This is a genomic window from Streptomyces sp. KL2 (genome assembly GCF_046529545.1).
Lineage (GTDB): Bacteria > Actinomycetota > Actinomycetes > Streptomycetales > Streptomycetaceae > Streptomyces > Streptomyces radiopugnans.
Genome location: NZ_CP127170.1, coordinates 5987478 through 6014265, shown reverse-complemented (window position 1 = coordinate 6014265; position 26788 = coordinate 5987478). Strand labels below are relative to the sequence as shown.

Below are 26788 nucleotides of genomic sequence, written 5' to 3'. Positions count from 1 at the left end.
CCCGCACGTCGACCACCGCACGCACACGTCGCGCCCCTCATTTCCGCAGGTTGTCGGGCATCGGCCGCCGATTCTCCGCTCTGATGGGGGTCTTGTGGCAAGCCCCCCGGTGCGCTATAAGTTGGGTGTGGCGAGGAGAGCGATCTCCTCGCCTTCCGGGTTTCCCGGGGAGGTTGCGTCTCAGACGGTGCCGCCCGGGCCCGTTGCCGCCACCGAGGCGCTGCCGGTACCGGCCGATAGCCTGACCGGCATGAGTGGCGGCATCGCGTGGATGAGCGCACACCACCACACCCCTTCGTCGGCCGTGCCCGGCATGCTCGGCGGCATCTCGCTGACCCTGGCCCGAGGCGTGGAGACGGACGAGTTCCTCATCAACCTGGGCGCCGACCTCGACGAGCTGGCCGCGCGCACCCCATACAGGGAGTTACGCGTACCGGCCGGGCAGCCGGACCGGCCCTCCTCCCACCTCAATCGCGCCATGTACGGCATATGCGGTGAGTGGACGTACGTGCTGGAGGACTGGGGCATGGCGACCTGGGCGACCGGCTACCAGGGCAAGGCCGAGTCGATGCTTCCCCGCGAGGGCGAGGAGATCCTCTGCCTGACCGCCAACCGCTTCAGCCCCCCGGCCCAGATCATCCACGCACCCGGTGCCCGCGCGTACCGGGCTGACTTCGGCACCGGCACCGGCACCGGGCAGGGCTCGGCCCTCGACGCCGCGGGCGCGGTGTTCCCGTCGATACCCGAGACCGGTGAGGCCGAAGTCGTCGCGTACTTCGAGGAGCATGGCGAGCGCCTGCCCGAGCTGGTGTTCACGGCCGTGGGCGCCTACACGGGCGTGGCCATCGACCGGGACGCCGTGGAGGCCGGTGAGCTTCCCGGCGTCCTCGTCGCCCCGGCATGACCGTCTGCCGCGCACATGAGACCGGCCCCACCCTGATCAGTTCCGTTCAAGCGTGTTGCAGAAGGCCGTGAGCAGGCAGGCTGAGCTGTGGTTAGGGCCTCGCGTTGATCATGCGTCGAGGGCGAGGTTGTGCAGGCGGGCGACGGCCTGGCCGGTGTCGCCGATGTACTCGCGGTGTCCAAGGCAGCGGGCCAACGCCCGCCAGTTCTTCATATGGGCGATGCCGTGCTCGACCCGGACGCGCCGCGAGGAGTGCGCAGCGCGCTGCCGCCGGTACATCTCCTCGTACCAGTCCGAGGTGTTCTTGGCGACCTTCCGGTGCGGTGGTGTGATCACCCGCCCGCTGGCCTGCGTGCCCAGGCCCCGGCAGCCGGTGTCGGCGAGGATCTCCACCGCGGGCCCGTCGGGCAGGAGGCTGACCAGCCCCAGCTGACAGGTGTGGGTGAAGTTCGCGCAGCTGCCCGGCCGGGGCGGGCTGCGGAACAGCACGCGGCCGCCGTCGCCAGTGACGCCCATGGCCTGGACGGCGTTCTGTCTGGTCCTGCCGGAGATGAACGCCTCCCGGTCCGCGCGTCCGGCGGCCGGACACGGATCTCGGTGCTGCCGATGATCCCGGTCCTGCCGCCAGCGCCGAGGCGGTCGATGGCCTTGGTGCGGGTCGTGAGCCGCACGCAGGGGTGGACGGCGCAGCCGCGCTCGGCGAGCATGAGCCGGATCCCGCCGACGACGCGGGTGATGGTGGAGCGGTCCACAGGGTGGCCAGCAGCCGGTCGACGAAGACCAGCCGGTGCTTCGCGCCAGCGCCCACGGCCCGCTGACGCGGCCGGGATGGGCGGGGGAGCCGAAGTGGGACGGTTCTCCAGACACGAGAATGTGTGTCAGGCAGGGTGATTGCTGACTGTCTGCCAGTCGAAGCGCCTGCTGTTCACCTGGGTGAGGTGAGCGCTCGGAGGCTGTTGCACCTCTATCTCGCTGACCAGCGGAGGGTCCTGGACGAGGGGGCGGTTGCCGGGGGACTTGTCATGGGGGTGTGCCGGCCGGCTGCGGGGGTGGGGCCGTCGCGGTGCGCCGATACGCGCTGGGGCTGATGCCGCGGGTTCGTTTGAACGCCGCGCTGAACGCGAACGCGTCGGAGTAGCCCACGGCGCGGGCGATCTCCGCGACAGTCGCCGTCTCGCGCTCGGTCAGCAGGTCCGCCGCGAGCGTCATACGCCAGTGGGTGAGGTAGGTCAGGGGCGGTTCGCCGACCAGGTCGGTGAACCGCTTCGCCAGCGTGGCCCGCGACACCCCGGTCCGGCTGGCCAGCGAGGCAACCGTCCACGGCGCTGCCGGTTCCCCGTGCAGCAGGCGCAGCGCGCCACCCACCACCGGGTCGCGCCCGGCGGAGTACCAGCCTGGCGGAGTACCGCCGGGCCGGTCGAAGTACTCGCGCAGCGCGCACACCAACATCCAGTCCAGCAGCCGGTCGAGGACGATCTGCTGGCCCGGGGTGTCGGCGGCGACCTCGGCGGCGAGATGGTCCCACACGGGGTCGGGCCCGCCGCCGGACCCCACGCGCAGTACGACGGGCAGCGCGTCCAGCAGCCTGCGACTGATCTCCCCGCGCACCGGATAGGCGCCGACGACCAGGGTCGTCGTATCCTCCCCGCCGGTACCGGCGTCGTGCCAGCCAAGCCGGTAGCGGGTCCCGCCCTGCTCGGGCGTCGAGCATAACGCGCCGCACTCGACGGGTTCGGCCCGAGTGCCCACCTCGTCGACGAAGAGGAACGGCGCGGGGCCCCGCACGATCATTGTCTCGCCGACGCCCAGATGCTCGGGAGGGCGGCGCTCCGGCACGATCCAGCCGCCTCCGGAGAGGACGGTGCACAAGGTCAGCGGCGCGCCGTCCACGAAGTGCAGCGACCAGGGCGGGGTCAGGGTCGAGCTGCCGAACAACGAGCCCTGGGCCCGCACTCCGCGCAGTAGGTCGCCGAAAGCATCCACCCGCCAAGGCTAAACGATTCAGACGATTGCCCAGGTGATCTGGCGTATCACCTATGGAACCGTCCGGGTGCGTGCCGTTGACTCGCTGCCGTGAGCAACGACATCACTCTTGTCCTCGGCGCGACGGGCAACACCGGCCAGCGGGTGACCGCCCGGTTGCGGCTGCGCGACACGCCCGTGCGCGCCGCCTCCCGTTCCAGTCGGACCTCGTTCGACTGGTTCCACCCCGCCGGCTGGGACCAGGTCCTGCGGGACGTCACCACCGCCTACGTGGTGCCTGTGCCCGTGCCCGGTCCGGTGCACGACTTCGTGGCGCGGGCCGAGGCCGCCGGTGTGCGGCGCCTGGTCCTGCTCTCCGGTCACGGCGCCGACGATTGGGGCGACTCTGCGTTCGGTCTGGACATGCGCTCGGCCGAGGACGCCGTGCGCGGCTCGGCGCTGGAATGGACCACCCTGCGTGCCTCGGACTTCGCCCAGAACTTCGACGGGCACCCCTTCCGCGCCCCGCTGGCCGCCGGCGAGCCGGCGCTTCCGGCGGGTGCGGTCCCCGAGCCGTTCATCGACCTTGAGGACGTTGCCGACGTAGCGGCCGCAGTGCTGTCCGAGCCCGGACAGCACGCCGGTCGGGTCTATGAGCTGACCGGGCCGCGCGGGCTGACCTGGGCGGAGGCAGTCGAGCTGATCTCCCGGGCGTCCGGGCTGCCCACCGCCTGCCGGCGCGTCTCCCCGGCCGAGTACACCGCGACGTTGGTCCAGGAGGGCTGGGGCCAGGACGAGGCCCAGCACCTCACCGAGATGTTCGTGCTGCTTGAACGCGGGACCGCCGCCTGGACGTCGGACGACGTCGCCACCGTGCTGGGGTGCGCGCCGCGGACCTTCGAGGACTTCGCCCTGCGGGCCACGGCAGCGGAAGCCTGGCGGTGCTGAGTCCCGCGGGCCTTGGCCTGGCGTACCGGGCTCCGGGAAGCGGAGCACCGCACGCCATCCCGCACATCCACACCACCTGTTGACGTCCGTATCTTCACGTAACTGGAGCCATCGATGCATACCCTGCTGGTCGCCGCCAACCCCGACCCCCGGTCCCTGACGCATCACGTGCTGGGAAGACTTCAGGCAGCGCTTCAACCCGGTTCGGTCGAGATCGCCGACCTGGCCAAGGAGCGGTTCGACCCCCGGTTCACTGCGGCGGATCGTCGGGCGTACCACGACGGCGGCAACTATCCGGCTGACGTCACGGCTGAACACCGTCGTCTTGAGCGCGCCACCGATCTCGTGCTGGTCTTCCCCGTGTACTGGTGGTCGATGCCTGCACTGTTGAAGGGATGGATCGACCGTGTCTTCGTCAACGGATGGGCCTTCGAACACTCCCCCGCTTCGGGTCTGCAGCCGAAACTGCAGGGCCTCACCACACATCTCCTCCCCATCGCCGGCGACGACTCCGGTGCATACGAGCGCCACGGATACGAGAGCGCACTGCGGACGCAGATCGAGCACGGCATCATCGACTACTGCGGCAGCCGGCGCGGCTCCACAGCGTTCATCTACGAATCCGAACAGCTCACCCCCGAGGCCACAGTGCGAGATGTCGACCGTGCGGTGCGGACCATCAGCGAAGCCATCCATGCCCGCCTGAAGGAATGAGGCAGGCCAGACAGCCTTTCAACCGGTGAGATCCTGCGGCAGAGCAGTCAGGGACGCCGACTGCTGCGCTTCCAAAGGGACATCGGAACGCCGAGCCGGCCCCGGCTCCAGGCACGATGACCGTCTCGCCGTAAGGGTGTCACCTGTCACCGCGCAGCACTCCGCCGTTGTGCCCGTGCCGAAACAGACCTCCCACACGGAAAGGACGGCACCGCACTGGCCGACGGGTTGCTGTCCGCCATGGCCAAGACCGCAGTTGTCCCGGGCAGTCACCTTCTGGTCCTTGACGGCACCGGACTGCGGTGGTGCCGTACGGCGATGGACAGCACCGGTGAAGAACCCGCCCCCTGAGGGCCGCCGGGTCGGCCCTTGTACCCCTCCGGACGCAGTCGGCGTGCCCTGCCGCCGCTTGGGGCGGCAGGGGTTCGTGGGGCGCCGCCCGGCGGCCGATGGTGCGGACAGGCGACCGGTATCGCGTATGGACGCCGCCTTCGCCGCCCGGCTGCGCGCAGTGCGGCGGCGAGCTGCCCGACTGCGTTCGTGCGGGTCCTGCTACCCCCGCCTCGGCCGACCGGTACCAGGGGCAGGGAGTCGAGGGCCGTGTCTGGCTGTCGGATGGACGGCCTCGCGCTGGTCTACGGCCTCGGCGGCTGGTCCGCCCTGCGCGACAGGCGACACCCTCGTACGGTCCCTGCCGGACGGCCTGGAGACGGTGGTCGGCGAACGCGGCTACCGCCTCTCCGGCGGCGAGCGCCAGCGCATGACCATGCCCGGCTGCTGCTGGCCCGCCAGCACGTGGTCATCCTCGACGAGGCCACCGCCCACCTCGACAACACCTCGGAACCCGCCGTTCAGGAGGCCCTGACTGAGGCCCTGGTCGACCGCACCACCCTCGTCATCGCCCACCGCCTGTCCACCATCCGCGCGGCCGACCTGATCCTGGTGATCGAGAGCGGCCGGATCGTAGCACGCGGCGCCCACGACGAGCTCCTGGCGGCCGACGGCCGCTGCACCGAGCTGTACCGGACACAGTTCGAGCAGCGGGAGAGCGGGGCGCCGGGCCCGTCGCGGCCGCGGGGAGAGCGTGGCGTAGGGGAGGGCGGTCGTTTCGGAAGGTCCTTGCGCGCGGGGCGGGCCCACCGGGGGCGGTGCGGCCCGTGCCGCGCAGTGACCGGACCTGGCCCAACCCCCTACCCGGGTATCACCGCGTCTTGGCTCCCTGGTGTGACGCCCCGGCGTCCACCGCGTCTCTACCTTCTCGTCTTCCCACGGACGAGACAGAGGGAGACGGATGGATGCGCCGCTTCAGGACGTTGCCGACCACCGCCGTAGTGACCACGCGTGCCGGCAGCACACGGCGAAGCTCGCCTCCGCCGCACCGCGGGAACGCCACCGCGCGACAAGTCCCAACCGCCACCACGGAACCCCAACCACCGGGACGAGGCCCCCGACGTCGCCGCCGACGTCCTCGTCCTCACCAGCGAGCAGGCTGCCACCCGCACGGGGTTCCGCGGCTGGCTCACCCGCCACCAAGCATGGCTCTTCTTCCCCCTGACCCTCCTCGAAGGGCTGGCCCTGAAGCTCCACGGCTTCCAGGACCTGCGCCGTCAGACCGGCCGCGAACGACTGGTGAAGGGCACGCTCCTCGTCGCCCACCTCGCCGGGTACGTCACCCTCCTCCTGACGACCATGCCGCTCACGCACGCACTCGTCCTCGCGGCGCTCCACCAGGCGCTGTTCGGGCCGCACCTGGGCATGGCCTTCGCGCCCAACCACAAAGGGATGGACATGCCCGACCTCGACGGCGAGAAGTGGGGACACCTGCGGCTCCAGGTCCTCACGTCCCGCAACGTCAGGGGCAGCTTCCCCACCGACTGGTTCCTCGGGGGCCTCAACTACCAGATCAAGCACCACCTGTTCCCCAGCATGCCCCGCCCGCACCCGAGGCTCGCCCAGTCCATGGTGAAGGCCCGCTGCCGCGACCTCGGCATCCCCTACGCGGAGACCGACCTCGTCGACTCCCACCGTCAGGCCCTGCGGCACATGTACGAAGTGGGAGAACCGCTGCGTGCCGACATATGAGGAGCCGACGCCTTGCGCCACTCCGGACGCCGTCGCGGCGCACATAGGCTGGTGCGCATGACCTCAGTGGAGGAGGAACGCCCGCGCGCACTGCTCGCGGGGGCTTCGCGGCGATGGGTGCGGCTGCTGCCGTGGGCCGTGGCGTTCGTGCTGTGCGTCGCCCTGCTGCCCACGACCATCGTGGTCCTCACCGCCGACTACGGCCTGACCGGAGGCGTCGCCGGCGGGTTGGCCGTCGCGCAGGCCGCGCCGCTGCTGCTCGCCGTCGTACGGCCGCTGCAGGCCTGGTACGTGGTCTTCGTCGCGGACGTTGCCGGGGCGCTCGCCCTGCTCACCGTCGACTTCCAGGAGCGGCTGCTGTGGCCGTTCCCGCCCATGGAGATCGTCGGGTACATCGGCCTCTGCCTCGCCCTGGGGCTGCGCGAGCGGCGCCGGACACTGCTGCTGGTGTGGCTGGCCACGGCCGCCGCGAACGTGGCCCTGGGGTTCGTCGCGCCCCATGGCTTCGGCGCCATGGGCCTGCTGTTCACCATCCTCGGGGGCGTCGCGCTCCTGCTGGGCGGTGCGCTGCGCGAGCGGTCCGAGGTGCAGCGCAGGTTGGTCGAGCAGGAGACGATCAGCGAGGCCGAACGTGGCCGGCGGACGCTGCTGGAGGAGCGCGCCCGGATCGCCCGCGAGCTGCACGACGTGGTGGCACACCACATGTCCGTCATCACGGTGCAGGCGGACACAGCGGAGTACCGTCTCGACAAGCTGCCTCCGGACGTGCGGGAGGAGTTCACGTCCATTGCGGCGACCGCGCGCGAGTCGCTCGGCGAAATGCGACGGCTCCTCGGCGTGCTGCGCAACGAGGAGGCGCACGGCGAGCTCGTGCCCCAGCCGGGCCTGGCGCAGATCGGGCAGCTGGTGGAAGTGACGGCGAGGGCCCGCGGGCCGGTGGAGTTCACCCCCTGCGACGTCGAGGTGCCCGAGGCGGTCGGCCTGTCCGCGTACCGGATTGTCCAGGAGGCTCTCTCGAACGTCGTGCGGCACGCACCGGGTGCCCGCACGCAGGTGTCGCTGTCGGTGACGGAGTCCGATCCGCAGGACGGTGCGCGGCTCACCGTCCTGGTCGTCAACGGACCGCCGCCCCAGCCACCCGACGGGCCGCTCGAGGTGGGCGGCACCGGGCACGGTCTCGTCGGCATGCGCGAGCGGGTGCGGCTCGTCGGCGGCAGCCTCGACACGGGGCCGCTGCCGGACGGCGGCTTCCGGGTCGCCGCCCAACTTCCCCTGAACTTCCCTGACTGAAAAGGACTTCACGTGACGACGCGCGTCATCATCGTCGACGACCAGGCCATGGTGCGGGCCGGCTTCGCCGCCCTGCTGGCCGCCCAGAGCGACATCGACGTGGTAGGCGAGGCCCCCGACGGCGCGCAGGGCGTCGAGCTGAGCCGGCGTACCCACCCGGACGTCGTGCTGATGGACGTGCGGATGCCCGAGATGGACGGGCTGGAGGCCGCACGCCGCCTCCTGGAACCGGCACCCGGTGTGACACACCGGCCGCGCGTCCTGATGCTCACCACCTTCGACGTCGACGACTACGTCTACGAGGCGCTCCGGGCGGGCGCGAGCGGCTTCCTCCTCAAGGATGCGCCGCCGGCCGACCTCATCGCGGCGGTCCGCGTCGTGGCCTCGGGCGACGCGCTGCTCGCCCCTTCCGTGACGCGCCGTCTCATCGCGGACTTCGCCAAGCAGCGTTCCGCCGTCCGGGGCAAGCCCGCGCTGCGGCTCAAAGGCCTGACGGAACGCGAGACCGAGGTCCTCACGCTGGTGGCCCGCGGGCAGTCGAACGGGGAGATCGCGCAGACGCTGGTACTGGCTGAGCAGACGGTGAAGACGCACGTCAGCCGCGTCCTGACCAAGCTTGGCCTGCGCGACCGCGCCCAGGCGGTGGTCTTCGCCTACGAGTCGGGGCTGGTCGCTCCGGGCGAGTAGGACCGCCCCCGCCCCTCCTCCACCCCCTACCGCGGTAGCACCCCCAAGTTGGCTCCCCGGTATGACGCCCGGCGCTCAGCCGTCCCCGCACTCTTCACCCGTCACAGAAAGTGCACGTGAGAGGGAGACGGGACATGAGGCTACGCAGAGGCAAGCGGCAGAAGGCGGACAACCGGCCCGAGGTCCCGGCCGCCACGCCCGGTCTCGCCGTCGAACTGCGCGACGTCCGGCGGCAGTACGGCCGCGGGCCGGGCACGGTGCACGCCCTCGCGGGCATCGACCTCGCCCTGCCGCGCGGCACGTTCACCGCGGTCATGGGCCCGTCCGGGTCCGGCAAGTCCACCTTCCTGCAGTGCGCTGCCGGGCTCGACCGGCCGACGGCGGGATCCGTGCGCCTCGGCGGCACGGAGATCACCGGCATGAGCGAGAACGAGCTCACCGAGCTGCGCCGCAGCCGCCTCGGCTTCGTCTTCCAGGCGTTCAACCTGCTGCCGTCGCTGACCGCGGAGCAGAACGTGCTGCTGCCCATGCGCCTGGCCGGGCAGCGCCAGGACCGGCGCCAGGCGCAGGCGGTGCTCGCCCAGGTCGGACTCGCCGACAAGGCGAAGCGCCGGCCCGGAGAACTCTCCGGCGGTCAGCAGCAACGCGTGGCCGTCGCCCGCGCCCTGGTCACCAGCCCCGACGTGATCTTCGCGGACGAACCCACCGGCGCCCTCGACACCGGCACCGCCGCCGAGGTCCTCGGCCTGCTGCGCAACGCGGTGGACGCTCTGGGCGCCACCGTTGTCATGGTCACCCACGACCCGGCCGCGGCCGCCTGGGCCGACCGTGTGCTGTTCCTCGCCGACGGCGCCTTCGCCGACCACCTCGAGCGCGGTTCGGTGGAGCGGATCGCGGCACGGATGGCCGTGCTCACCTCGCGCGCCTCCCGCTCCGGTGCGATGGCGGGGGTGGCGGCATGAGGCGCCCCAACGGACTCGCCCGTGAGGCCGTCCGCTTCAAGCCCGCGTCCTTCGCGGGGACCTTCCTCGCGCTGCTGATGTCCGCACTGGTCGTCTCGGCCTGCGGAATCCTGCTCGAGACCAGCCTGCGCGCCTCCGTGCCGCCGGAACGGTACGCGAACGCGCCGGTCGTCGCGGCGGCGGACCAGAACAAGTACGTCGTCACCGGCAGCGGCGAGGACCGCGAGAAGGAGGCGACGCCCCTGCCGGACACGGCACGGATGGACGCCGGGCTGGCTGCGAAGGCCGCCGGGGCGCCGGGTGCGGCCACCGCCGTCGCGGACTTCACCTTCCCGGTGCGCGCGGTGGACGCCGGCGCCCGTGCACTGACTGTTCCGGGAGGTGTTCTCACCGCGCACGGATGGGGCTCGCACACCTTCACCGGCACCTCGCTGACCACCGGCTCCGCACCCCGCGAGGGGGAAGTCGTCCTCGACGCGGGAACGGCCCGCGCCGCGCGCGCCGCGGTCGGCGACACCGTCGTACTGGAGACCGCCGCCGGCCGGCAGGACTTCCGCGTCGCCGGCGTCGCCGAGGCCGGTCCCGCGGAGACCGCCCGCGACTCCGGCGACGCGGGTGCCCTGACCTGGTTCGCCGACACCCAGGCCCCCCTGCTCGCCGGGCATCCCGGCAAGGCCGACGCCGTCGTCGTGCTGGCGGAGGACGGCACCGACGCCGACGCCCTCGCCGGCGCCGTGAAGCAGGCCCTGGCCGGCTCCGGCGTCCAGGTCCACACCGGCGACGACCGCGGTGCCGTCGAGGACCCGGGCCTCGGGTACGCCAAGGTGACGCTCTTCGGAATCGGCGGCTCCTTCGGCGGCATCGCCGCCATCGTCGCCGTCTTCACGGCCGCCGGAACCGTCGCGCTCTCGGTCGGTCAACGGGCCCGCGAGTTCGCCCTGCTGCGCGCCGTCGGCGCCACCCCGCGGCAGGTCCGCCGCGCGGTCGCCTCCGAAGCACTGCTCGTCGCGCCGCTCGCCGGGATCATCGGCTGCCTGCCCGGCATCGGGCTCGCCCACTGGTGGTTCGGGCAGCTCCAGGACCGGGACGCCATCCCGCGCGCCGTGGACCTGCACGTCTCCGGGCTCCCGCTGCTCGCCGCCGTCGTCATGGGGCTGCTCACCGCGCTCGGCGCAGGCTGGATGGCCGGGCGCCGGCCCGCGAAGATCAAGCCCGGACAGGCGCTGTCGGACGCGTCGGTGGAGCGGCTGCGGCCCGGTCTGCTCCGTACCCTCCTCGGCGTCGGCGCCCTCGTCGGAGGCACGATCCTCACCGGCGTGTCCGCCCGCTCCGCCGGGGACGACGCGGCCGGCGCCGCCCTCGGCGTCGTCATGCTCTTCATGCTCGCCGTCGGGCTGCTCGGCCCGTTGGTGGCACGGCTGTGCGCCGGCCTGTTCGGCCTCCCGCTGCGCGGCGCGGGCCCGTCCGCCGAACTCGCGGCCGCCAACTCCCGTACCAACGCCCGCCGCCTCGCCTCCGCGATCACCCCGATCGTGCTCGCCGTGGCCTTCTCCTCGACCCTCGTGTTCATGCACACGAGCGAGACCCACGCCGCCGACAAGCAGCTGCGCGCGGGCATCACCGCGGACCACGTGGTGACGGACCCGGCCGGGCTCCCGGTGGACGCGGCGGCACGCGCCGCCCGCGCGCCGGGCGTGGAGGCGGCCGTCGGGCTGCTGAACACGCAGGTGCTGGTGCCGACCGGCTCCGGCGAGTTCAAGTCGCTCCAGGGCGCGACCGCCCAGGGCGTCACCGGCTCTGGCGCCGAGCTGGCGAAGGTGCAGGACCTGGACGTACACGACGGCAGCCTCGACCGGCTCGGCGAGGGGCGTATCGCCATCGACAAGACCCTGGCGACCTCGGCGGACGCCGGTGTCGGCGACCGGCTCCCGCTCCACCTCCCCGACGGGACGGAGGTCAGCCCCGAGATCGTCGCGGTCTACGGCCGCGGCCTCGGCGTGGCCACGGTGACCATGGACCGGGCGTCCCTGGCCGGGCACGTCACCTCGGGCTTCGACAGCACGCTCCTGGTACGGGGCGGCTCGGAGAAGTCACTCACCGCCCTGGGCGAGGTCACCGACGCCTCCGGCTACGCCACCGAGCAGAACCGCGACGCGAAGCTGGGCGCCTGGATGAACAACACCATGGCCGCGGTCCTCGGCGGGTTCGCCGCCGTCGCCGCGGTCAACACCCTGGTGATGACGGTCCTGGACCGCCGCCGCGAGCTGGGCATGCTGCGCCTCGTCGGCTCCACCCGGCGTCAGGTGATGACGATGCTCCGCTGGGAGGGCCTGCTGGTCGCCGTGGTGGGCCTGGTCCTCGGCTCCGCGATCGCCGCGGCCACGCTGATCCCGATGATGAGCGGCGTGACCGGTGACATGCCGTACGTGCCTCCGCTGGTGTACGGATGCTTCGCGGTCGCCGCCGGCGGCCTGGCCCTGCTGGCGGTCACGCTGCCGGCCCGGGCCGCGCTGCGCCGCTGGTCCTAGCCCATCCGGGGCGGCAGCGCCACATGCCGTGCGCGCCCCCCGTTGCCCCCTTCCTCACCCGGCAACGACGGAAAGGACACTCATGACCACAACCCTGGATCCCCCGGTCCCCATCGGGAAGGCCGCTGTCGGAGCCCTCGGTTTACTGGCACTGTTCACCGGCGCTCTGGAGTCGGTGGTGTCACCGACGATCCCGCTCCTGGAACGCGAACTGGACATGAGCCAGTCCGAAGGGGCACTGCTCAGCATCGTGCTCCTCATCTCCGGGGCACTCATCACGCCGTTGGCAGGCATGTTCGGCGACCGCTACGGCGGGAAACGGGTCCTGATCCGGCTGATGGCGGTCGTCGCGGTCGGCGGCACGGTGTCCGCCCTGGCCCCGAACCTGCCCGTACTGCTGCTCGGGCAGGTGCTGCAAGGGGCGATGGTGGGCGCGCTTCCCCTGTCGTTCATCGTCGTGCGCAAAAACCTGCCCCCGGGAGAGTCGAGGGTCGCCATCGGGGTGGTCAGCGGACTCTTCGTCGGGGGAGGGATAGTCGGCATGCTGTCGGCCGGGCCGGTGGCGGAAGAGCTCTCCCGGCACTGGATGTTCGCGCTGCCCACGATCGCGGTCATCGGGGCCACCCTGCTCGTGAACAGGCTCATGCCGTCCGACCAGCCGGGCGGGTCGGACGACGCCGGCATCGACTGGCCCGGCCTGCTGCTCCTGAGCGGGATGCTGGTCACGCTCATGCTCGTACTCGCGCTGGCGCCCGAAGCGGCCTCGCAACCACTCGTGCTCGGCGCCCTCGTCGTGTCTCTGGCCGTCTTCGTCGCCGGTTGGGTGTCCGTCGAACGGCGTGCGGCCTCTCCGATGATCGATCTGCACATGCTGGCACGGCCCGCGATCTGGAAGGCGTGTGCGCTGACATTCGTGATCTGCCTCGGCACCTCGATGGCGGCCTATCTCGTTCCGCAGCTGCTCGACGAGCGCGGCGACGGGTACGGATTCAGCGCCAGCGCCACCGAGATCGGCTTCCTCCTACTGCCCGGCGCCGTCGCCGCGACGCTGGCCGGGCCGCTCGGCGGAATCGGGGACCGGCGTTTCGGCTCGCGTGCCGTGGTCAACACCGGGGTCGTCATGATGGCCGTCTCCCTGGTCGTCCTGGCGTCCGTGCACACCGAGGTCTGGCACGTCGTCGTCGGCAAGGCGCTGATCGCGCTGGCCAACGGTTTGTGCGTCACAGCGATGATGACCAGCACCGCCACGGCCGTCGATGCCAAGGACACCGGCATCGCCACCAGCCTGATCCTGGTGAGCCGCGTACTCGGCTACGCCGTGGGCGGGCAGCTCGGTGGTGCGCTCCTCACCGCCGCAACCCCTTCCGGGTCGGAGGTCGCGGCCGAATCGGCCTACGTCACCGGCTTCGTCATAGCCGGCGTCGTCACGTCGCTGGCTCTGTTCGTCACTCGCACCATGCCCAAAGGAGCCAAGGAATGCCCCTCACCGATCAGCTGACGGATGTCCGTAGCACGCCGAGGCGCAAGGTCCTGATATCCGGGGCTAGCATCGCGGGGCCCGCCCTCGCGTTCTGGCTGAACCGCTACGGATACGCGGTCACGGTCGTGGAGAAGGCGCCCACCCTGCGTGGGGGTGGCTATCCCATCGACGTGCGCGGCACCGCACTGGAAGTCGTCCGGAGGATGGGGATCCTGCCGCGGCTGCGGGACGCGCACATCGACCTGCGGCGGCTGACCTTCCTCGACTCGGACGGCAGCGAGGTGACCTCCCTGCACCCGCATGCCGTCACCGGCGGCGTCGCGGGACGGGACCTGGAGGTACGGCGCGGGGATCTGACGGAAGCGCTGTACACGGCGGTCCGTGACGACGTGGAGTTCCTGTTCAACGACTCCATCGACACCCTCGACCAGAGCGACCACGGGGTCGACGTCACCTTCCGCGGGGGCGGCAGCCGTACGTTCGACATGGTGTTCGGTGCGGACGGCATGCACTCGCGCACCCGGGAGATGCTGTTCGGCCCTGAAGAGCAGTTCCACCGCTACCTCGGCTACTGCTTCGCTGTGTTCACCATGCGCAACACCTTCGGGCTCTCCCACGAGACCGTGATGTGGAACGCCCCGGGCAGGGCCGCGGCACTCTACGCCGTGGGGGACGACGACGAGGTGCACGCCTTTTTGAACTTCGCCCGGCCGGAGCCGCCCATGGACGCGTTCCGGGACCCGCAAGCCCAACGCGACCTGGTCGCCAAGGTCTTCGCCGACGCGGGATGGGAGGTCCCGGACATGCTGGCCGCCCTGCGCGAGGCGGAGGACCTGTTCTTTGACGGGGTCAGCCAGATCCACATGCCCCGCTGGTCCAACGGCAGGACCGCGCTGGTCGGCGACGCCGCGTACGCGCCCTCGTTCCTCACCGGACAGGGCACCAGCCTCGCGCTCGTCGGTGCGTACATGCTCGCCGGCTGCCTCGCGGACCGGGGTCACGGCGCGGGCTTCGCCGCCTACGAACGCGACACCCGGCAGTTCGTGACCGCGAACCAAGGGCTGGTCGACCGGGGCGGCGCCACCCTCTTCCCCACCACCGCCCAGGCCCTGGAGCAGCGCAACGAACGACTGCGCAGCCTCAGCGCCATGCCCCCGGCGGAGGGAAAACTGGCTCATTCGGCACTCACTCTGCTCGAGCCCCTGCGCCGGCATGACCGCCGAGCCGGGTCGGGCCCTGCTGGCTGATGGAACTCCATCTGGAACAAGTCGAGCCGTTCCGTCACCGACCCGTGTCGTGTCGTCAGCGCGGGTCGGCGCGCGGCCGTAGCGGGCGATCGTCTTGTTCGACTGTTCCTCGTCGGCAGCCTCGACGAGCTCGTTCTCCAGCTTCCACCACCGGCGCGCGACAGCCGCGGGCCGGGCAGCGAGGCAGGCCGACGACGCCGTTCTCGCCGCACGAATACGGGCCGTGCACCGCGAGTCGGACGGCACCTACAGCGTCCCCAGGATCACCGCCGAGTTCCGCGAGGCGGGCGAGCGCGTCAACCACAAGCGCATCGCGCGCGTGATGCGAGCATCAATCTGGCCGGCGTGCGGCTGCGGCGCAGACACCGCACCACCATCTCGGACCCGGCCGGGGTGAAGACCCCGGACCTGATCGGCCGCGACTTCACCGCAAGCAAGCCGAACAGACGGTACGCCGGCGACATCGCCTATCTCCCGCTGGGCGGCGGGAAGTTCCTGTATGTGGCCACCGTCATCGACCTCGCCTCCCGCCGCCTGGCCGACCGGGATCTGGCCGATCACCTGCGCACCGATCTCGTCACCGACGCCCTGGCCGCCGCCGAGCTCACCCGCGGCGGCCTCACCGGAGTGGTCCTGCACACCGACCACGGAGCCCAGTACACCAGCGCCGCCTTCGCCGGCGCCTGCCGCACAGCGGGCGTCCGGCACTCCATGAGCGCGGTCGGCAGCTCGGCGGACAACGCGCTCGCCGAGTCCTTCAACGCGACGTTCAAGCGCGAGACGCTCCAGGGCCGCAAGCGCTGGGCCGGCGAGCGCGAGGCCCGCCTCGACGCGTTCCGCCGGCTGCACCGCTACAACACCCGACGCCGCCACTCCCGCCCCGGGCGCCGCAGCCCGATCGCCTACGAGAACACCTTCCGAACAACATCAACTACGCTGACGCCAGCCGCATAACCGGTGTCCAGGATTCGGGGTCAAGGCCCGACCTCTGCCTTCTGCGGGGCCGTCTCGGCGGTGGTCGCGCACAGGCACGAGCGATGGCGGGAGATGCACCGCTCGGCGGCTTCGCCAAGGTTGCGCCAGAGGTGGAAACGGTCAGCAACCTGGACGGTAGTGGGTGCCCCAATGCTGGCGCCTTCGGCGAAGAACGGAGCACGGTCACGGCAGACGACCTCGCCCCCGGGCGTTCGGCCAGCCAGGCCGCGACCGTGCCCGCCTCGCGATCCTGCAGCAGGTCAACTGGTCGGCGGGTCCCGACGTCGACCAAGACCATCCCGTAGACACGTCCCTTGCGCATCGCGTACTCGTCGACGCCGACCACCCGCGGGGTCCGCGGCTGCGGCTCCGGGAGCGCGTCGACCAGTCGCAGGACCGTGTTCCGGCTGGCCTTCGCCCCGAAGACGTCGGCCAGCCGGGCGCCGGCTCGGCCGGCCACCGCGGTCAACTTCGGTGTGCTCCAGCGCAGTTTCGTGCCGTACGCGGGCGCGTCGGGGGCGGCGTCCAGACAGCTGGTGTCCGCGTCGAGTCCCACGGCCTGGATGTGCCCGGCGAGGTCGGGCGCGGCCGTGGTGAGGATGGCGTCGGACTGGGCGAGGACGCTGCCGCCGGCGGCCGGAGTGGTCATGCCGCGTTCGGTCATCATCATGCTGATCGCCGTACCGAGTCTGAGCGGTTCGCGGCCGTCACGGCGCGGAGCCGTGCCGGTGCGCCGCTTCGGCTTCTTCGTCCGGCCGGTGCCGTTCTTCTTGGCCGCTTGGCCGCTTCCCGGGCAGCCGCACGGGCGGCTCGCTGCGGGCCTGCTCCGCGCGGGCCTGCTCACGGCGCCGCACGAGGTCCTCCGCCCCGAGGACGCGCCAACGCTCGCGGTCGGTGAGGCCGGGCAGCTCCCGGTCGACCTGAGCTGCGATCTTCACTCGCCGGGCCCGGCCTGCGCCGGGAGATCCATGGCGGCCTCCAGGTCGTCGAGAACTGGAACAGCGCGAACACCGTGCCCTACTACGGCAAGGGCGGCGCCCTGACCGGCCCGGACAAGGAGCACACCGGGGCGCCGATGCTCGTGCTTCATCTGCTCCAGTCCGCGCTCGTGCATGTCAACACGCTACTGGTGCAGCAGGTCCTGGCCGAGCCGGCCTGGGCGAAGAATCTGAGGGACGAGGACCGGCGCGGCCTGACCGCACTGTTCTGGTCCAACGTCAACCCGTACGGCACCTTCCGCCTGGACATGGACAAGCGGCTCGACCTGGGGCTGACCGCTGCCGTGCCCCGCCCCCGCACCCCGGCGGATATCGCAGACCGATCGAGTGCGGGGACACATTGAAGGACTTCGCCGATCTCACCGGCCCCCGGATGAACGAGGCCGTTTGGCCGGACGCTCGCCCCGGTGGCCTTCGGTTTCAAGGTGGTGTCTTGGCCGAATGACGGCCGGTGCGGTCAGGCGGCGTTGGTGTCGGTCGGTGTCGCCTCGCCGAGCATAGCGAGGGTGAGCACGTTACCGGCGATGCCCCAGCCGCCGTCGGCGACCTCTTCGACCAGAACCATGGTGTTGTTGCGGGCGCGCTCGCCGTAGATCTCGACGTACAGCTCGGTGGTGCGGATGACGATCTCCTCCTTCTGCTTCGGGGTGAGGGTCTTCTCGGGGACCTTGAAGTTCGCAAAAGGCATGGCTGGTTGTTCCTTCTCTCAGTGGGGTGTCACAGGGAGCTGCCTGCGGTGAGCAGGCTGTCCAGTCCGATGCGGCGGAAGAAGTCGGCGCGGAGGCGGTCGGCGACCGCGGAGACGACTTCGCTGCCATCCCGGCTGGGGTCTATGTGGGTGTGCAGAGGCCGGGTGCCGTGCTTCATCGCGACCAGTCGCGCGACGGCTTCAGCGACCTCGGTCGCATCGGCGTCCGAAGGGATGAGCGCGGCCAGGCGCTTGCCCAGGTCGTCCATAAGGGGTTGGTGACGTTGGTCGTAGGCTTCCGCACGGTCGATGTCGGCGGGGGTGCCTGCGTTGGCGAAGTGGTTGGTGCCGGTGGTGAACGCACCAGGCACCACGATCGCGGTGTCGATGCCGAACGGAAGCACCTCGGCGGCGTAGCTGACGGCCAGGGCGTCCATCGCGGCCTTGGCGGCGAAGTACGGGGCCAGGAAAGGGGGCAACCGCCTCGGGTGCTGGTGCTGCCGATCCACACCAGCAGCCCCGAGCCCTGCTCACGCAACTTCGGCAGGGCGGCGCGGTTGACGCGCTGGGTGCCCAGGACGTTCACGTCGTACAGGTCCGCGAACTGCTCGGCGGTGAACGCCTCGGCGGCGCCCAGGACCATGTGCCCGGCGTTGTGCACGACCACGTCGAGTCGGCTGTGCTCAGTGACGATCCGGTCGATTGCGCCGTCGGCGGAGTCCTGGGAGGTGACGTCCAGCTCGACGGCGTGCACGTCGACCCGGTGGTCGGTGCCGTAGCGCACCAGGTCGGCCACCGCGGTCGCGTTACGGGTCGCCATCTGGCGGATGCCCGCGTACACGGTGTGACCGGCGAGGGCCAGAGCACGCACGGACAGCGCCCCGATGCCACTGGAGACCCCGGTGACCAGGATGGCCTTTCCGGTGTCGTCGTTCCTCATGACAGGGTCTTTCGTTGATCGATGGGGTGGCTGGGCGGGCGGTTCAGATGATTCCGCCGTTGGCGCGGACGACCTGTCCGTTGACCCAGTGGCCGACCGGGGAGGCCAGGAACGCGACGACCTCGGCGATGTCCGATGGGGTACCGAGTCGCTCCAGCGGGGGCTGGGCGGCCAGGCGGGCGATGGTCTCCTCGTCCTTGCCGTCCAGGAAGAGGTCGGTGGCCGTGGGGCCGGGCGCGACGGCGTTGGCGGTGACGTCCCGGCCCCGCAGCTCCCGGGCCAGGATCAGCGTCAGCGCCTCGACCGCGCCCTTGCTGGCGGAATATGCGCCGTAGCCCGGGAAGGCCAGCCCCACCACGGACGTGGAGAACGTCACGATCGCACCGCCGGGGCGCACCCGACGGGCGGCCTGCTGGACGACGACGAACGTGCCGCGGATGTTGGTGCGGTGCAGGTCGTCCAGGACGGCCAGGTCCAGCTCGGCGATCGGCGCCATGTGTGCCCGCCCGGCCGCGTGCACGACGACGTCGACACCGCCGAACTCTGCTTCGGCCGCGTCGAACAGGGCCGCGACGGCGTGTTCGTCGGCGACGTCGGCACGCACCGCGATCGCCCGGACGCCGCCGGTGATGGCCTCCTTCACGGCTGCTTCGGCCTCGTCCTGGTTGCCGGCGTAGCCGACCACGATGGCGTATCCGTCGGCGGCCAGCCGCCCGACGGTCCGGCGGCCGATGCCGCGCGAGCCGCCCGTGACGATCGCGACACGGGGTGAGGCGGAGGGCTGAGCCGGGGCAGCGGTCCCGTCGAGGGAAGTAGGGATGGGCATTACTGACTCCTGTGGTGAATGCGGGTCGGGCCGCGGTCTCGCCGTCGCCCTGCTGCGTCATCCACGATCGGCCGGTCCCCCACCCCTAGCCAGGGCTGCGTTTACCCAGGGGATGCCACCCCCTGGCTACGGCTCGGCGCGCGCGCGACCATGAAGGGGTGAACCTTCCAGAACTCGGCGCCTTCCTCAGGACACGCCGCGACCGCATCCGCCCCGCCGAGGTCGGTCTCCCCCAAGGCCCGCGCCGGCGCGTCCCCGGGCTGCGCCGCGAGGAAGTCGCCCAGCTGGCAGGGCTGTCAGCCGACTACTACACCGAGCTGGAACGCGGCAGCGCGAAGAACGGCGTGCAGCCTTCGGCCCAGACCCTGGCCGCCCTCGCCCGAGCCCTGCGCCTGAACGGCGACGAGCGCGACCACCTGTTTCACCTCGCCGAACGGCCGGGCCCTCCGTCAGCGCACGGACCGTCGGCGCACGTGCAGCCCGCGCTTCTCGGACTGCTGGACCGGCTGTCCAACACCCCCGCGCGCGTCATCACCGACTTGCACGAAACCCTGGTGGAAAACGACCTGGCCAGGAACCTGCTCGGCAAGTCCCCGGCACACCGCGGCCCGGCGGCGAGCTTCGTGTACCGCTGGTTCACCGACCCGCAGGCGCGCGAGAGGTACCCGCCCGAGGATCACCCGCACCACTCCCGGGTGTTCGTGGCCGACCTCCAAGCAGCGGCCGCCAAGCGCGGCCGGGACACGGAGGTCACGAAGATGATCGCCGTGCTACGCCGCCGCAGCCAGGAGTTCGCAGCCCTCTGGGACACCCACGACGTCGCGGTGCGCCGCATGGACCACAAGAAGATCGTCCACCCCACGCTCGGCATCATCGAACTCGACTGCTACAACCTCCTCAGCGAAGACGGACGCCAACGCCTGCTGTGGTTCACCGCCCCGCCCGGAAGCCCGGGAGCCGAGCAACTGGAACTGCTGTCCGTCATAGGGACCCAGGACCTGGGTGTCACGGAGGGCACGGCACCGGAGGGGTTGTCCGCGACGGAATCCGGATCGCAGCCCTGACCCGCGCCGCCGAGGGGGGACCGCCTTCCCGGCAAGGCGTGGCGGTCCCTACCCCCGCAGAGATATGTTCTCCGGCCCGGGGCTCACGATGACCCCCCTGATTCCCGTTTTCCTCACGCTCACGGGATGGTCTCCGCAGCGGCAGGTTGACCGGGCGCGGCAGCGCCGGCGTTTCATAGGTGGTCGGTCATGGCGTAGCCGACGACCTCGTGGGTGGCCAGGTTCGGTCGGCAGGCGAGGGAGAACCGACCTCTGCGGTGGGCAGATAGGCGATGTCGCAGATCAGCTCGGTCCCGAGGCGCTCGGCATGGAGGTCGCGGCCGATCAGGTCCGGGGCGGGTTTGGTCGTCGTGCAGGCCGGGTCAGCGAACACCGCCTGCGCCGGGTGACGCCGCGCTCACGCATTCACCCAGGCGAGCGACGGGACGTACAAGGCTCCGGCGGGGTCGGCGGCCAAGCTGGCAAGGGCACCGGCGACTACACGATCACAACGCCCGACCACACCAGTCGGACCTTCGACAGCAGCGGTCAGCTCACCTCCGTGGTCGACGCCGCCGGCAAGGGGCTGAGCCTGACGTACGTCTCCGGCGAACTCGCCTCGGTCAAGGACGCCACCGGCCGCACCACCACGGGCACCGACGGGCTGCTGTCCAAGGTGAGCCTGCCGGACGGCACTTCGGTGTCATACGGCTACACCGACGGCCTGCTGACCTCGGTGACCGACCCTGCCGGCAAGACCTCGTCCTACGCGTACGACGCGAACAAGCGGCTGTCCTCCTACACCGACCCGGAGGGTGGCAAGGTCACCAACGTCTACGACGCCACCGACCGCATCACGTCCCAGACCGACCAGAACGGCAAGACCACCACGTTCACCTGGGACGGCGACCGCGAGTCGCACACCACGGCCCCCGACGGCGGGGTGTGGACCGACGTCTACTCCGGCAACGTGCTGATGGAGACCATCGACCCGTACGGCAAGAGCATCACCTACGACTACGACCGCCATCTGCGGCCCGTCGACATCACCGACCAGCGCGGCAACACCACGTCGATGACGTACGACAGCGCCGGCCGGATGCTCACCCGCAGCGCGCCGTCGTCCCTCGGCAACTCGGAGAGCTGGACCTACGACGCCGCGGGCAACGTCACCGGCCACACCGACGGCCGCGGCAACAAGACGGCGTACGCGTACAACGCGTCAAACCAGCTGACTACGACCACGGATCCGCAGGGCGGCAAGACCGCCTACACGTACACCTCGCTCGGCGCCATCGCGACCGTGACGACCCCGCGCGGCAGGGTCACCGAGTACGGGTACGACGCGGCGGGCAATCGGACCTCGGTCACCACCCCGCTGGGCGAGAAGGCGACGTTCATCTACGACAAGGCCGGGCGGGTCCTGTCCAAGACGGATCCACGCGGCAATGCCGCAGGGGCCGACCCGGCCGCCCACACCACCAGCTACGCCTACGACGCGGCCGGCAACACCGCAAAGGTCACCGGCCCCACGGGCGCGTCCACCACCACGGCCTACGACGCGATCAACCGACCGCTGGTGGTCACCGACCCACTGGGCCACACCACCAGATACACCTACGACGCCCACGGCCGCCAGGTCACCGCCATCGACCCGCGCGGCAACACCACCGGTGCCGACCCCGCCCGGTACACGACCACCTACGGCTACGACCCGGCAGGCAACCTCACCAAGACCCGGCACTTCGCCTATACCTACGACGCCGCCGGGCAGATGCTCACCCGCACGTACAGCGGCGGCTCCATCGCGTACACCTACGACGACGGCCGCACTTCCACAATGACGGCCGAGGCGAGACCACCAGCTGTCGGCGGCCTGGGGGTGCGGGGCGCCATCGGCCATGGCCGTGCTCCCTTCCGGGCAGTGTCCATGTCGCCGGCTCCCCCGTGGCGGCCTGCACGGCGGCCGCAGAGGTTGCCCAGAGGATAAGGGTCCGCGCGGACAGCGTTGCCGCAGCGCAGGGACAAGGAGAGCCAGAGCGGGGCGGGGTGTCGGTGGCGGCTGGGAGGCTGGTGCCATGTCGAGGGCAACAGCACGGGACTACCGGTGGCTGGAGGAGCATTTCCCCGAACTGGCCGAGGCGTACTGCCTCACCGCGATCCGCGGACTCGCCGTCTCGGCGGTACTGGCCCGGCTGGATGCGGTGCGGGTCTGCGCGGTCAGAGGCGTGGACGCCCTGTACGGACCCGCGTACGCGGCCTGGAACGCTTTCTGCGGCGAGCGGCTGTTCGCGGGCGTGACCGCGGTGGGCGGATGGACGCTGATGGTCGAGCCCGTTGGTTTCCTCGGCGTGACCCGGTCGGTGGCCGAGCCGCTGTCGCGGGGCACCGTGGTGGTCTCGCACTCCCGCACCATCGAAGCCGCCGACCGCTTCCGCTGGTACCAGGACGGCGTCGAGCGGTTGTCGTTCGAGCCGCTGTCTCCCTACCGGCGCGGCGGCAGCACCCCGGAGGTGGCGGTGGAGCAGATGCGGGCGGCCGGCTTCGACCTGCGCGCCGGCGCCGAGCGGGACATCGGCCTGCCCACACAGGCGGCGTTCGCGCTCGCCGAGCGCCTCACCGGGGTGCAGATCACCCGCGGACTGCTGGAGACGGCCCCGTTGACCGGCACTCTGGTCGACCTGCCCCGCCCCTGACACCAGCACCCCCAGCGGGTCCAGGCAGCCTGCTCCAACCCGCCGTTGGAAAGTGGACGGCGATGCGCCGCCCTCGGGGTCCTTTGCGCAGGTGCATCCAGACGACCACGCCCTGGTCGCGGAAGACCCCGGCGCACTGCAGGCCACGCACCGGAAAGCCGACCGCCGCAGACTCCTCGAAGTGATCCGGCCCAAGACCCCGCGCATGGCCGACCGGCTGGTCCAGGACATCCTCGACGCGCTCGATGAACAAACCGTCGTCGTCCCGGGGACAGGCACCCTCGACGTCGTGGTCCCGTCCCTGGCCCGTTCCCTGGCGGCCGTCCACGAACAGCGCCGGGCCCTGGAAGCCCAGCTCAAAGCCCTGCTGAAGGAGCGCCTTCTTCCGAAGGTCCTGACTTCGATGCCGGAAGTCGCGGTCAAGACTGCCGCCGTGCTGCTGGTCACCGTCGGCGACGGCACCAGCCTCCCCACCGCCGCCCACCTCGCCTCCTACGCCGGCCTCGACCCGACAACGAAGCCCTCGGGGACCTCGATCCGCAGCGACCACGCTCCCAGAGGCGGAAACCGCCAGCTGAAGAGGGCGATGTTCCTCTCCGCGTTCGCCGCCCTGCACGCCCCCGCCTCCCGCACCTACTACGACCGCTGTCGGGCTCACGGCAAGACCCACACCCAAGCCCTCCTCCGCCTCCTCCGCCTCACCCGCCACCGCATCAGCGTCCTGTTCGCCCTGCTCCGCGACGGCACCTTCTACGAACCCCGACCCACCCGGGCGGCGGCTGCCTGAACCAGCCCACAGGCACGTCGATCCAGATCAACACCTTGTGTCGCCTATCCACGCCGAGATCTCTGCGGCACCCCGACGGACAGCTTCTTCCTGGCCATGGGCAAGCTTCCTGCAGGCCGCTGCGGCGTCCGGCACACCGTCCGGTCCCACGAGCGCGTCATGCACCCCGGTCCGCAGCCAGTCAGCCTGATTGTCGTCAGCCTCGACAACCGCGAGAGCGATGAGCCTCACGGCGGCCACCGTCCCCATGCGGGCCAGGGCCTCTGCCGTCTGTCGGGTCACCGCCGTGTCCTCGACATCCAGGAGCAGCCCCATCAGCGCTTCCGCAGCATCGGGAGCGTCAGCAAAGGAAGCAAGGTCACGCCCGGCACGAACACGTTCCTTCCAGGAAGGAGACGACGCCTCGGCCAAGGCCGCCTCCAACCCACTCATCATCTCTGGCACGGCCAGACAGTCTCATGCCCCACGAAGAAGATCGAACCCCAGGTCGAAGCCGCCCTCACGCTTGACGAAACACATAGAGGCACTCCCCGGCACAGCCGGTGCCCCGGCGCGCGTGTGACCATTGGGGCTGCTGTGGAGGCGAGGGGAGGAGGTACCCACCTCCCCCAGGGGGTGTGGGGGGACGGCTCCAACGTGTCGGTTTCCGCACCATCGGCCTGACCTGCGACGCAGCGTTCAGGCCCTGGCCGACGTACTGCGGGGTGTTGGCCGGGTTCCGGTGGACCGCGAACTCCCACCGCGGGCGGCCGGTGGCCGGGTCGTAGCCGTCCTGCGTGTGCCGGGCGTGACCGGCCTTCTTCAGCCGCTGCATCACCCCGCGCAGACGGCTGGCGCCCGTCTTCCAGCCGGACGCCTGGAACTCCTCCGACCGCGGCAAGATCGCCGAGGGCAGCCCCGGGTCCCGCAGCGGCAGCCGGATCAGCACCCCGTAGTCCTCCGGTTGGAGACCGGGCCGTGAGCCAGCGCGCGTACGGGCCCGGAGCCCTCGGCGTCTACAGGGCGTGCAGCAGGAACTGGGTAGTGGTGTAGCCGGCGTTGCCGGAGCAGGTGTGGCTCTGCTGGGTGGCTGTGTACGTGAACCCGGACGGCACGGAGCAGGCCCACATGCCGGTCACGGGCTTGCGGAGCAGGAACTGGCTGGTCGTGTAGCTGGCGCCGCCGGAGCAGGTGTGGCTGCTCATGACCCCGGTGTGGGTGTAGCCGGGCATGGTGGTGCAGGCCCAGAGGCCGTCGGCGGGCGGCTGGACGTAGAACTCGGTGGTCCGGTAGCTGCTGCCTCCCGAGCAGGTGTAGGAGCCGCGGGAGGAGGTGTACGTGTAGCCGGACGGCACGGAGCAGGCCCAGAAGCCCGAGGTGGCCCCGGTGGTTTCGGCTTTGGGGGCCTGGGCGATGGTCCCGGCTTCGGCGGCCGGGGCGGCGACGGCCGGGGCGGTCGCCGTGGTGAGAGCCGTGGCGAGGGCGAGAGCAGCCGTCGCCGTGGCGGCGAGCAGCGTGCGGGGCACACGGAAGGTCATACGCGGCATGGCGGGCACTCCTGGTCGGTTCGTCCATCGGGCAGAGTCAACGGGCGGGGGCCGACCGGGAGCCTGGCCCGTGCCCCGGCCGCCGCAGGGCGCGCGCCGGAAGACTGTCAGGGGCACGGGCCCCCCGCAAGGCCGGTACCGCGCGGTCCGCTGTCTTCCGGCCGCCACCGGCACCCCGGCCGACCTGCGGGCCGGCCGGGGCGCACCGCCCTGCCAGGGCGTTCGGTACGGGTGGAACGGCGGGGTCCGCCCCCTGGGGCCGTACGGGTCAGCCGGCCGGGGCGTTGAAGTGGACCTCCTGCAGGCCTTCGGCGGCCACGGCCTGGAGCCGGGTGTCGGTGGCGCCGGCGGCCTGGGCGTCGAACAGGCAGGCGGCGTAGGCGGGTGGGAGGTGCTGGGTGATCCGCCGCATCCGGCCGTCGTCGCTGGTGCCGGGGGTGGTGGTGAGCCCGAACCGGGCCCGCGACTCCACCACGATCCCGCCCGCGGTTACGGCCCGCCACCGGACACGCCCACCGACCCCCCGCGTTCAACAACCACAGGGATCGGCGTCTCAGCGCCCCGGCAGCGGCTCGTGATCAGGTGAGCTTGTGGCGCGGTGCACGGTGCTCTGCGAGGATCCTCACCGTGGCAGAGACCGACACGGATGCCGTGCTCGAGCGGTTCGTCTCCGAGGTACCGCTGGTGGTGCCGGTGGTGGCTGTCTGGGCACACGGTTCACTCGCGCTGGGCGACTTCCAGCCGGGGCGCAGCGATCTCGATCTCATCGCGGTGGTCGAAAGCCCGCTGGAGGGCGAGCAGATGAACCGGCTGGCAAGTGTGCACCGGCGCTTGTTGGGCGAGGAGCCGGCAGCGGCCAAGCTGCACTGCTCGTACATGGCCAGGACAGCCCTCCCCGGGGCCGAAGAGGACCATGTCACCTGGGCGCACGGCACGATGCTGGAACGCCCGGTCACCCCGGTCACCCGCCGGGAACTGCTCGACGGCGGACTCACCCTCCACGGCCCGCCGCCGGCGGAACTGCTCCCGCCGCTCGCCTGCGGGCAGTTGGAGGAGTTCATCCGGCGCGACCTGGCGGAGTTCTGGCTCCCGGCCACCGGCAGACCGTGGCTCTGGCTCCGGGACGTCTGGGTGGACCTGGGCCTGCTGGTCCTGGCCCGCGCCACCGTCACGCTCCGCGACGGACAGCTGATCACCAAGGGCGAGGCCCTGGCAGAGTTGCCGGCGCTCGGCGCGCCCGCGGATGTGGTCCGCGACATCCGCGAGCGCCGGTACGCGGACCCCGAGCCGATCAGCCACCTGTGGCGTGTCCGCCGAGCAGCACGGGCCCGCGCCTTCGTACGGCGCGGCATCAAGCGCACCCTGGCCACGAGCGGAAACCCACAGGAATCACCGACCGGCATGGACGAGCCGTAACAGCCTCGAACTCCCAACGGAATGAGCTGCGCCCTGCGTCACCGAGCACCTTCCGCCGACGCCGAACCCGGTGGTCCGCGGGGTTCTCA

The 26788-nt window shown here is 71.3% G+C and carries 23 protein-coding genes and 6 pseudogenes; 19 read left to right on the top strand and 10 right to left on the bottom strand.

Annotation, left to right across the window (positions count from 1 at the left end):
- Positions 1-250 precede the first annotated feature (250 nt).
- Positions 251-904, top strand: coding sequence for a hypothetical protein (locus QPK52_RS26960; RefSeq protein ID WP_410540116.1), 654 nt, complete (start codon positions 251-253; stop codon positions 902-904).
- A gap of 108 nt (positions 905-1012) precedes the next feature.
- On the opposite strand, the gene QPK52_RS26955 is transcribed toward QPK52_RS26960, so the two are convergent.
- Positions 1013-1420, bottom strand: coding sequence for a transposase family protein (locus QPK52_RS26955; RefSeq protein WP_410540115.1), 408 nt, complete (start codon positions 1418-1420; stop codon positions 1013-1015).
- Between the two features lie 504 nt (positions 1421-1924).
- Positions 1925-2887 carry an AraC family transcriptional regulator gene (locus QPK52_RS26950; protein ID WP_410540113.1) on the bottom strand — a complete coding sequence of 321 codons (963 nt, stop codon included), beginning with the start codon at positions 2885-2887 and terminating at the stop codon, positions 1925-1927.
- A 90-nt stretch (positions 2888-2977) separates the two neighbouring features.
- Between QPK52_RS26950 and QPK52_RS26945 the strand changes: the two genes are divergently transcribed.
- The 12 genes and pseudogenes from QPK52_RS26945 to QPK52_RS26890 all read left to right on the top strand — a co-directional run bounded on the left by QPK52_RS26945 (position 2978) and on the right by QPK52_RS26890 (position 15758).
- Positions 2978-3814, top strand: coding sequence for an NAD(P)H-binding protein (locus tag QPK52_RS26945; protein WP_410540112.1), 837 nt, complete (start codon positions 2978-2980; stop codon positions 3812-3814).
- Positions 3815-3928: 114 nt separating this feature from the next.
- Positions 3929-4528 carry an NAD(P)H-dependent oxidoreductase gene (locus QPK52_RS26940; RefSeq protein WP_410540111.1) on the top strand — a complete coding sequence of 200 codons (600 nt, stop codon included), beginning with the start codon at positions 3929-3931 and terminating at the stop codon, positions 4526-4528.
- A gap of 673 nt (positions 4529-5201) precedes the next feature.
- Positions 5202-5587, top strand: a pseudogene (locus tag QPK52_RS26935) (ATP-binding cassette domain-containing protein); the annotation flags it as partial.
- A 349-nt stretch (positions 5588-5936) separates the two neighbouring features.
- Positions 5937-6610 (top strand): annotated as a pseudogene (locus QPK52_RS26930) (acyl-CoA desaturase); the annotation flags it as partial.
- A 57-nt stretch (positions 6611-6667) separates the two neighbouring features.
- Positions 6668-7900 carry a sensor histidine kinase gene (locus QPK52_RS26925; protein ID WP_410540110.1) on the top strand — a complete coding sequence of 411 codons (1233 nt, stop codon included), beginning with the start codon at positions 6668-6670 and terminating at the stop codon, positions 7898-7900.
- A gap of 12 nt (positions 7901-7912) precedes the next feature.
- On the top strand, positions 7913-8587 hold the full coding sequence (locus tag QPK52_RS26920) for a response regulator (RefSeq protein WP_093663234.1): 675 nt from the start codon (positions 7913-7915) through the stop codon (positions 8585-8587).
- A 134-nt stretch (positions 8588-8721) separates the two neighbouring features.
- Entirely contained in the window at positions 8722-9549 is an 828-nt protein-coding gene (locus tag QPK52_RS26915; RefSeq protein ID WP_410540108.1) for an ABC transporter ATP-binding protein, read from the top strand.
- Complete coding sequence (locus QPK52_RS26910; protein ID WP_410540107.1) at positions 9546-12077, top strand: FtsX-like permease family protein; 2532 nt, start codon at positions 9546-9548, stop codon at positions 12075-12077. Before QPK52_RS26915 ends, QPK52_RS26910 begins: the two co-directional genes overlap by 4 nt.
- A gap of 82 nt (positions 12078-12159) precedes the next feature.
- Positions 12160-13575, top strand: coding sequence for an MFS transporter (locus tag QPK52_RS26905; RefSeq protein ID WP_410540106.1), 1416 nt, complete (start codon positions 12160-12162; stop codon positions 13573-13575).
- Positions 13554-14804 (top strand): FAD-dependent monooxygenase, encoded by a 1251-nt coding sequence (locus QPK52_RS26900; protein WP_410540104.1) that lies wholly within the window; start codon positions 13554-13556, stop codon positions 14802-14804. Before QPK52_RS26905 ends, QPK52_RS26900 begins: the two co-directional genes overlap by 22 nt.
- A gap of 94 nt (positions 14805-14898) precedes the next feature.
- On the top strand, positions 14899-15201 hold the full coding sequence (locus QPK52_RS26895) for an IS3 family transposase (protein ID WP_410540103.1): 303 nt from the start codon (positions 14899-14901) through the stop codon (positions 15199-15201).
- On the top strand, positions 15150-15758 hold the full coding sequence (locus QPK52_RS26890; protein WP_410540102.1) for an IS3 family transposase: 609 nt from the start codon (positions 15150-15152) through the stop codon (positions 15756-15758). Before QPK52_RS26895 ends, QPK52_RS26890 begins: the two co-directional genes overlap by 52 nt.
- Here QPK52_RS26890 and QPK52_RS26885 read toward each other — a convergent pair.
- A complete protein-coding gene (locus QPK52_RS26885) occupies positions 15736-16449 on the bottom strand; it encodes a hypothetical protein (RefSeq protein WP_410540101.1) in 714 nt (237 codons plus the stop codon). The genes QPK52_RS26890 and QPK52_RS26885 overlap by 23 nt on opposite strands.
- Before the next feature lie 37 nt (positions 16450-16486).
- Positions 16487-16717 (bottom strand): hypothetical protein, encoded by a 231-nt coding sequence (locus QPK52_RS26880; RefSeq protein WP_410540100.1) that lies wholly within the window; start codon positions 16715-16717, stop codon positions 16487-16489.
- On the opposite strand from QPK52_RS26880, the gene QPK52_RS26875 reads away from it, so the two are divergent.
- Entirely contained in the window at positions 16705-17121 is a 417-nt protein-coding gene (locus QPK52_RS26875; RefSeq protein ID WP_410540489.1) for a Tn3 family transposase, read from the top strand. The genes QPK52_RS26880 and QPK52_RS26875 overlap by 13 nt on opposite strands.
- 113 nt (positions 17122-17234) lie before the next feature.
- Here QPK52_RS26875 and QPK52_RS26870 read toward each other — a convergent pair whose 3' ends face one another.
- The 3 genes and pseudogenes from QPK52_RS26870 to QPK52_RS26860 form a co-directional block, all read right to left on the bottom strand.
- The gene (locus QPK52_RS26870; protein ID WP_410540099.1) at positions 17235-17465 is read right to left on the bottom strand and encodes a tautomerase family protein; all 231 of its coding nucleotides are present in this window, start codon (positions 17463-17465) and stop codon (positions 17235-17237) included.
- A gap of 29 nt (positions 17466-17494) precedes the next feature.
- A pseudogene (locus tag QPK52_RS26865) lies at positions 17495-18405 on the bottom strand (SDR family NAD(P)-dependent oxidoreductase).
- Positions 18406-18448: 43 nt separating this feature from the next.
- Positions 18449-19231, bottom strand: a complete 783-nt coding sequence (locus QPK52_RS26860; RefSeq protein WP_410540097.1) for an SDR family oxidoreductase — start codon at positions 19229-19231, stop codon at positions 18449-18451.
- A 158-nt stretch (positions 19232-19389) separates the two neighbouring features.
- On the opposite strand from QPK52_RS26860, the gene QPK52_RS26855 reads away from it, so the two are divergent.
- The 4 genes and pseudogenes from QPK52_RS26855 to QPK52_RS26840 form a co-directional block, all read left to right on the top strand.
- Positions 19390-20295, top strand: a complete 906-nt coding sequence (locus QPK52_RS26855) for a helix-turn-helix domain-containing protein (protein WP_410540096.1) — start codon at positions 19390-19392, stop codon at positions 20293-20295.
- 404 nt (positions 20296-20699) lie between these two features.
- Positions 20700-22129: pseudogene (locus tag QPK52_RS26850) on the top strand (RHS repeat protein); the annotation flags it as partial.
- A gap of 223 nt (positions 22130-22352) precedes the next feature.
- Positions 22353-22970: a DUF6461 domain-containing protein gene (locus QPK52_RS26845; protein WP_410540095.1), complete on the top strand. Its 618-nt coding sequence runs from the start codon at positions 22353-22355 to the stop codon at positions 22968-22970.
- Positions 22971-23112: 142 nt separating this feature from the next.
- Positions 23113-23757 (top strand): annotated as a pseudogene (locus tag QPK52_RS26840) (transposase); the annotation flags it as partial.
- Between the two features lie 27 nt (positions 23758-23784).
- On the opposite strand, the gene QPK52_RS26835 reads toward QPK52_RS26840, so the two are convergent.
- The 3 genes and pseudogenes from QPK52_RS26835 to tpg all read right to left on the bottom strand — a co-directional run.
- Positions 23785-24192: a HEAT repeat domain-containing protein gene (locus QPK52_RS26835; RefSeq protein WP_410540488.1), complete on the bottom strand. Its 408-nt coding sequence runs from the start codon at positions 24190-24192 to the stop codon at positions 23785-23787.
- Between the two features lie 560 nt (positions 24193-24752).
- Positions 24753-25283, bottom strand: coding sequence for a hypothetical protein (locus QPK52_RS26830; RefSeq protein ID WP_410540094.1), 531 nt, complete (start codon positions 25281-25283; stop codon positions 24753-24755).
- A gap of 268 nt (positions 25284-25551) precedes the next feature.
- Positions 25552-25782: pseudogene (gene tpg, locus QPK52_RS26825) on the bottom strand (telomere-protecting terminal protein Tpg); the annotation flags it as partial.
- A gap of 128 nt (positions 25783-25910) precedes the next feature.
- On the opposite strand from tpg, the gene QPK52_RS26820 reads away from it, so the two are divergent.
- Positions 25911-26699, top strand: coding sequence for a nucleotidyltransferase domain-containing protein (locus QPK52_RS26820; protein WP_410540093.1), 789 nt, complete (start codon positions 25911-25913; stop codon positions 26697-26699).
- Positions 26700-26788 lie beyond the last annotated feature (89 nt).

Coding starts and splice junctions, on each gene's coding strand:
- QPK52_RS26885 (WP_410540101.1), bottom strand. CDS start 16,449: ATGATGATGACCGAACGCGGCATGACCACTCCGGCCGCCGGCGGCAGC.
- QPK52_RS26915 (WP_410540108.1), top strand. CDS start 8,722: ATGAGGCTACGCAGAGGCAAGCGGCAGAAGGCGGACAACCGGCCCGAG.
- QPK52_RS26870 (WP_410540099.1), bottom strand. CDS start 17,465: ATGCCTTTTGCGAACTTCAAGGTCCCCGAGAAGACCCTCACCCCGAAG.
- QPK52_RS26960 (WP_410540116.1), top strand. CDS start 251: ATGAGTGGCGGCATCGCGTGGATGAGCGCACACCACCACACCCCTTCG.
- QPK52_RS26910 (WP_410540107.1), top strand. CDS start 9,546: ATGAGGCGCCCCAACGGACTCGCCCGTGAGGCCGTCCGCTTCAAGCCC.
- QPK52_RS26835 (WP_410540488.1), bottom strand. CDS start 24,192: ATGATGAGTGGGTTGGAGGCGGCCTTGGCCGAGGCGTCGTCTCCTTCC.
- QPK52_RS26925 (WP_410540110.1), top strand. CDS start 6,668: ATGACCTCAGTGGAGGAGGAACGCCCGCGCGCACTGCTCGCGGGGGCT.
- QPK52_RS26830 (WP_410540094.1), bottom strand. CDS start 25,283: ATGCCGCGTATGACCTTCCGTGTGCCCCGCACGCTGCTCGCCGCCACG.
- QPK52_RS26905 (WP_410540106.1), top strand. CDS start 12,160: ATGACCACAACCCTGGATCCCCCGGTCCCCATCGGGAAGGCCGCTGTC.
- QPK52_RS26860 (WP_410540097.1), bottom strand. CDS start 19,231: ATGCCCATCCCTACTTCCCTCGACGGGACCGCTGCCCCGGCTCAGCCC.
- QPK52_RS26955 (WP_410540115.1), bottom strand. CDS start 1,420: ATGGGCGTCACTGGCGACGGCGGCCGCGTGCTGTTCCGCAGCCCGCCC.
- QPK52_RS26940 (WP_410540111.1), top strand. CDS start 3,929: ATGCATACCCTGCTGGTCGCCGCCAACCCCGACCCCCGGTCCCTGACG.
- QPK52_RS26900 (WP_410540104.1), top strand. CDS start 13,554: ATGCCCCTCACCGATCAGCTGACGGATGTCCGTAGCACGCCGAGGCGC.
- QPK52_RS26845 (WP_410540095.1), top strand. CDS start 22,353: ATGTCGAGGGCAACAGCACGGGACTACCGGTGGCTGGAGGAGCATTTC.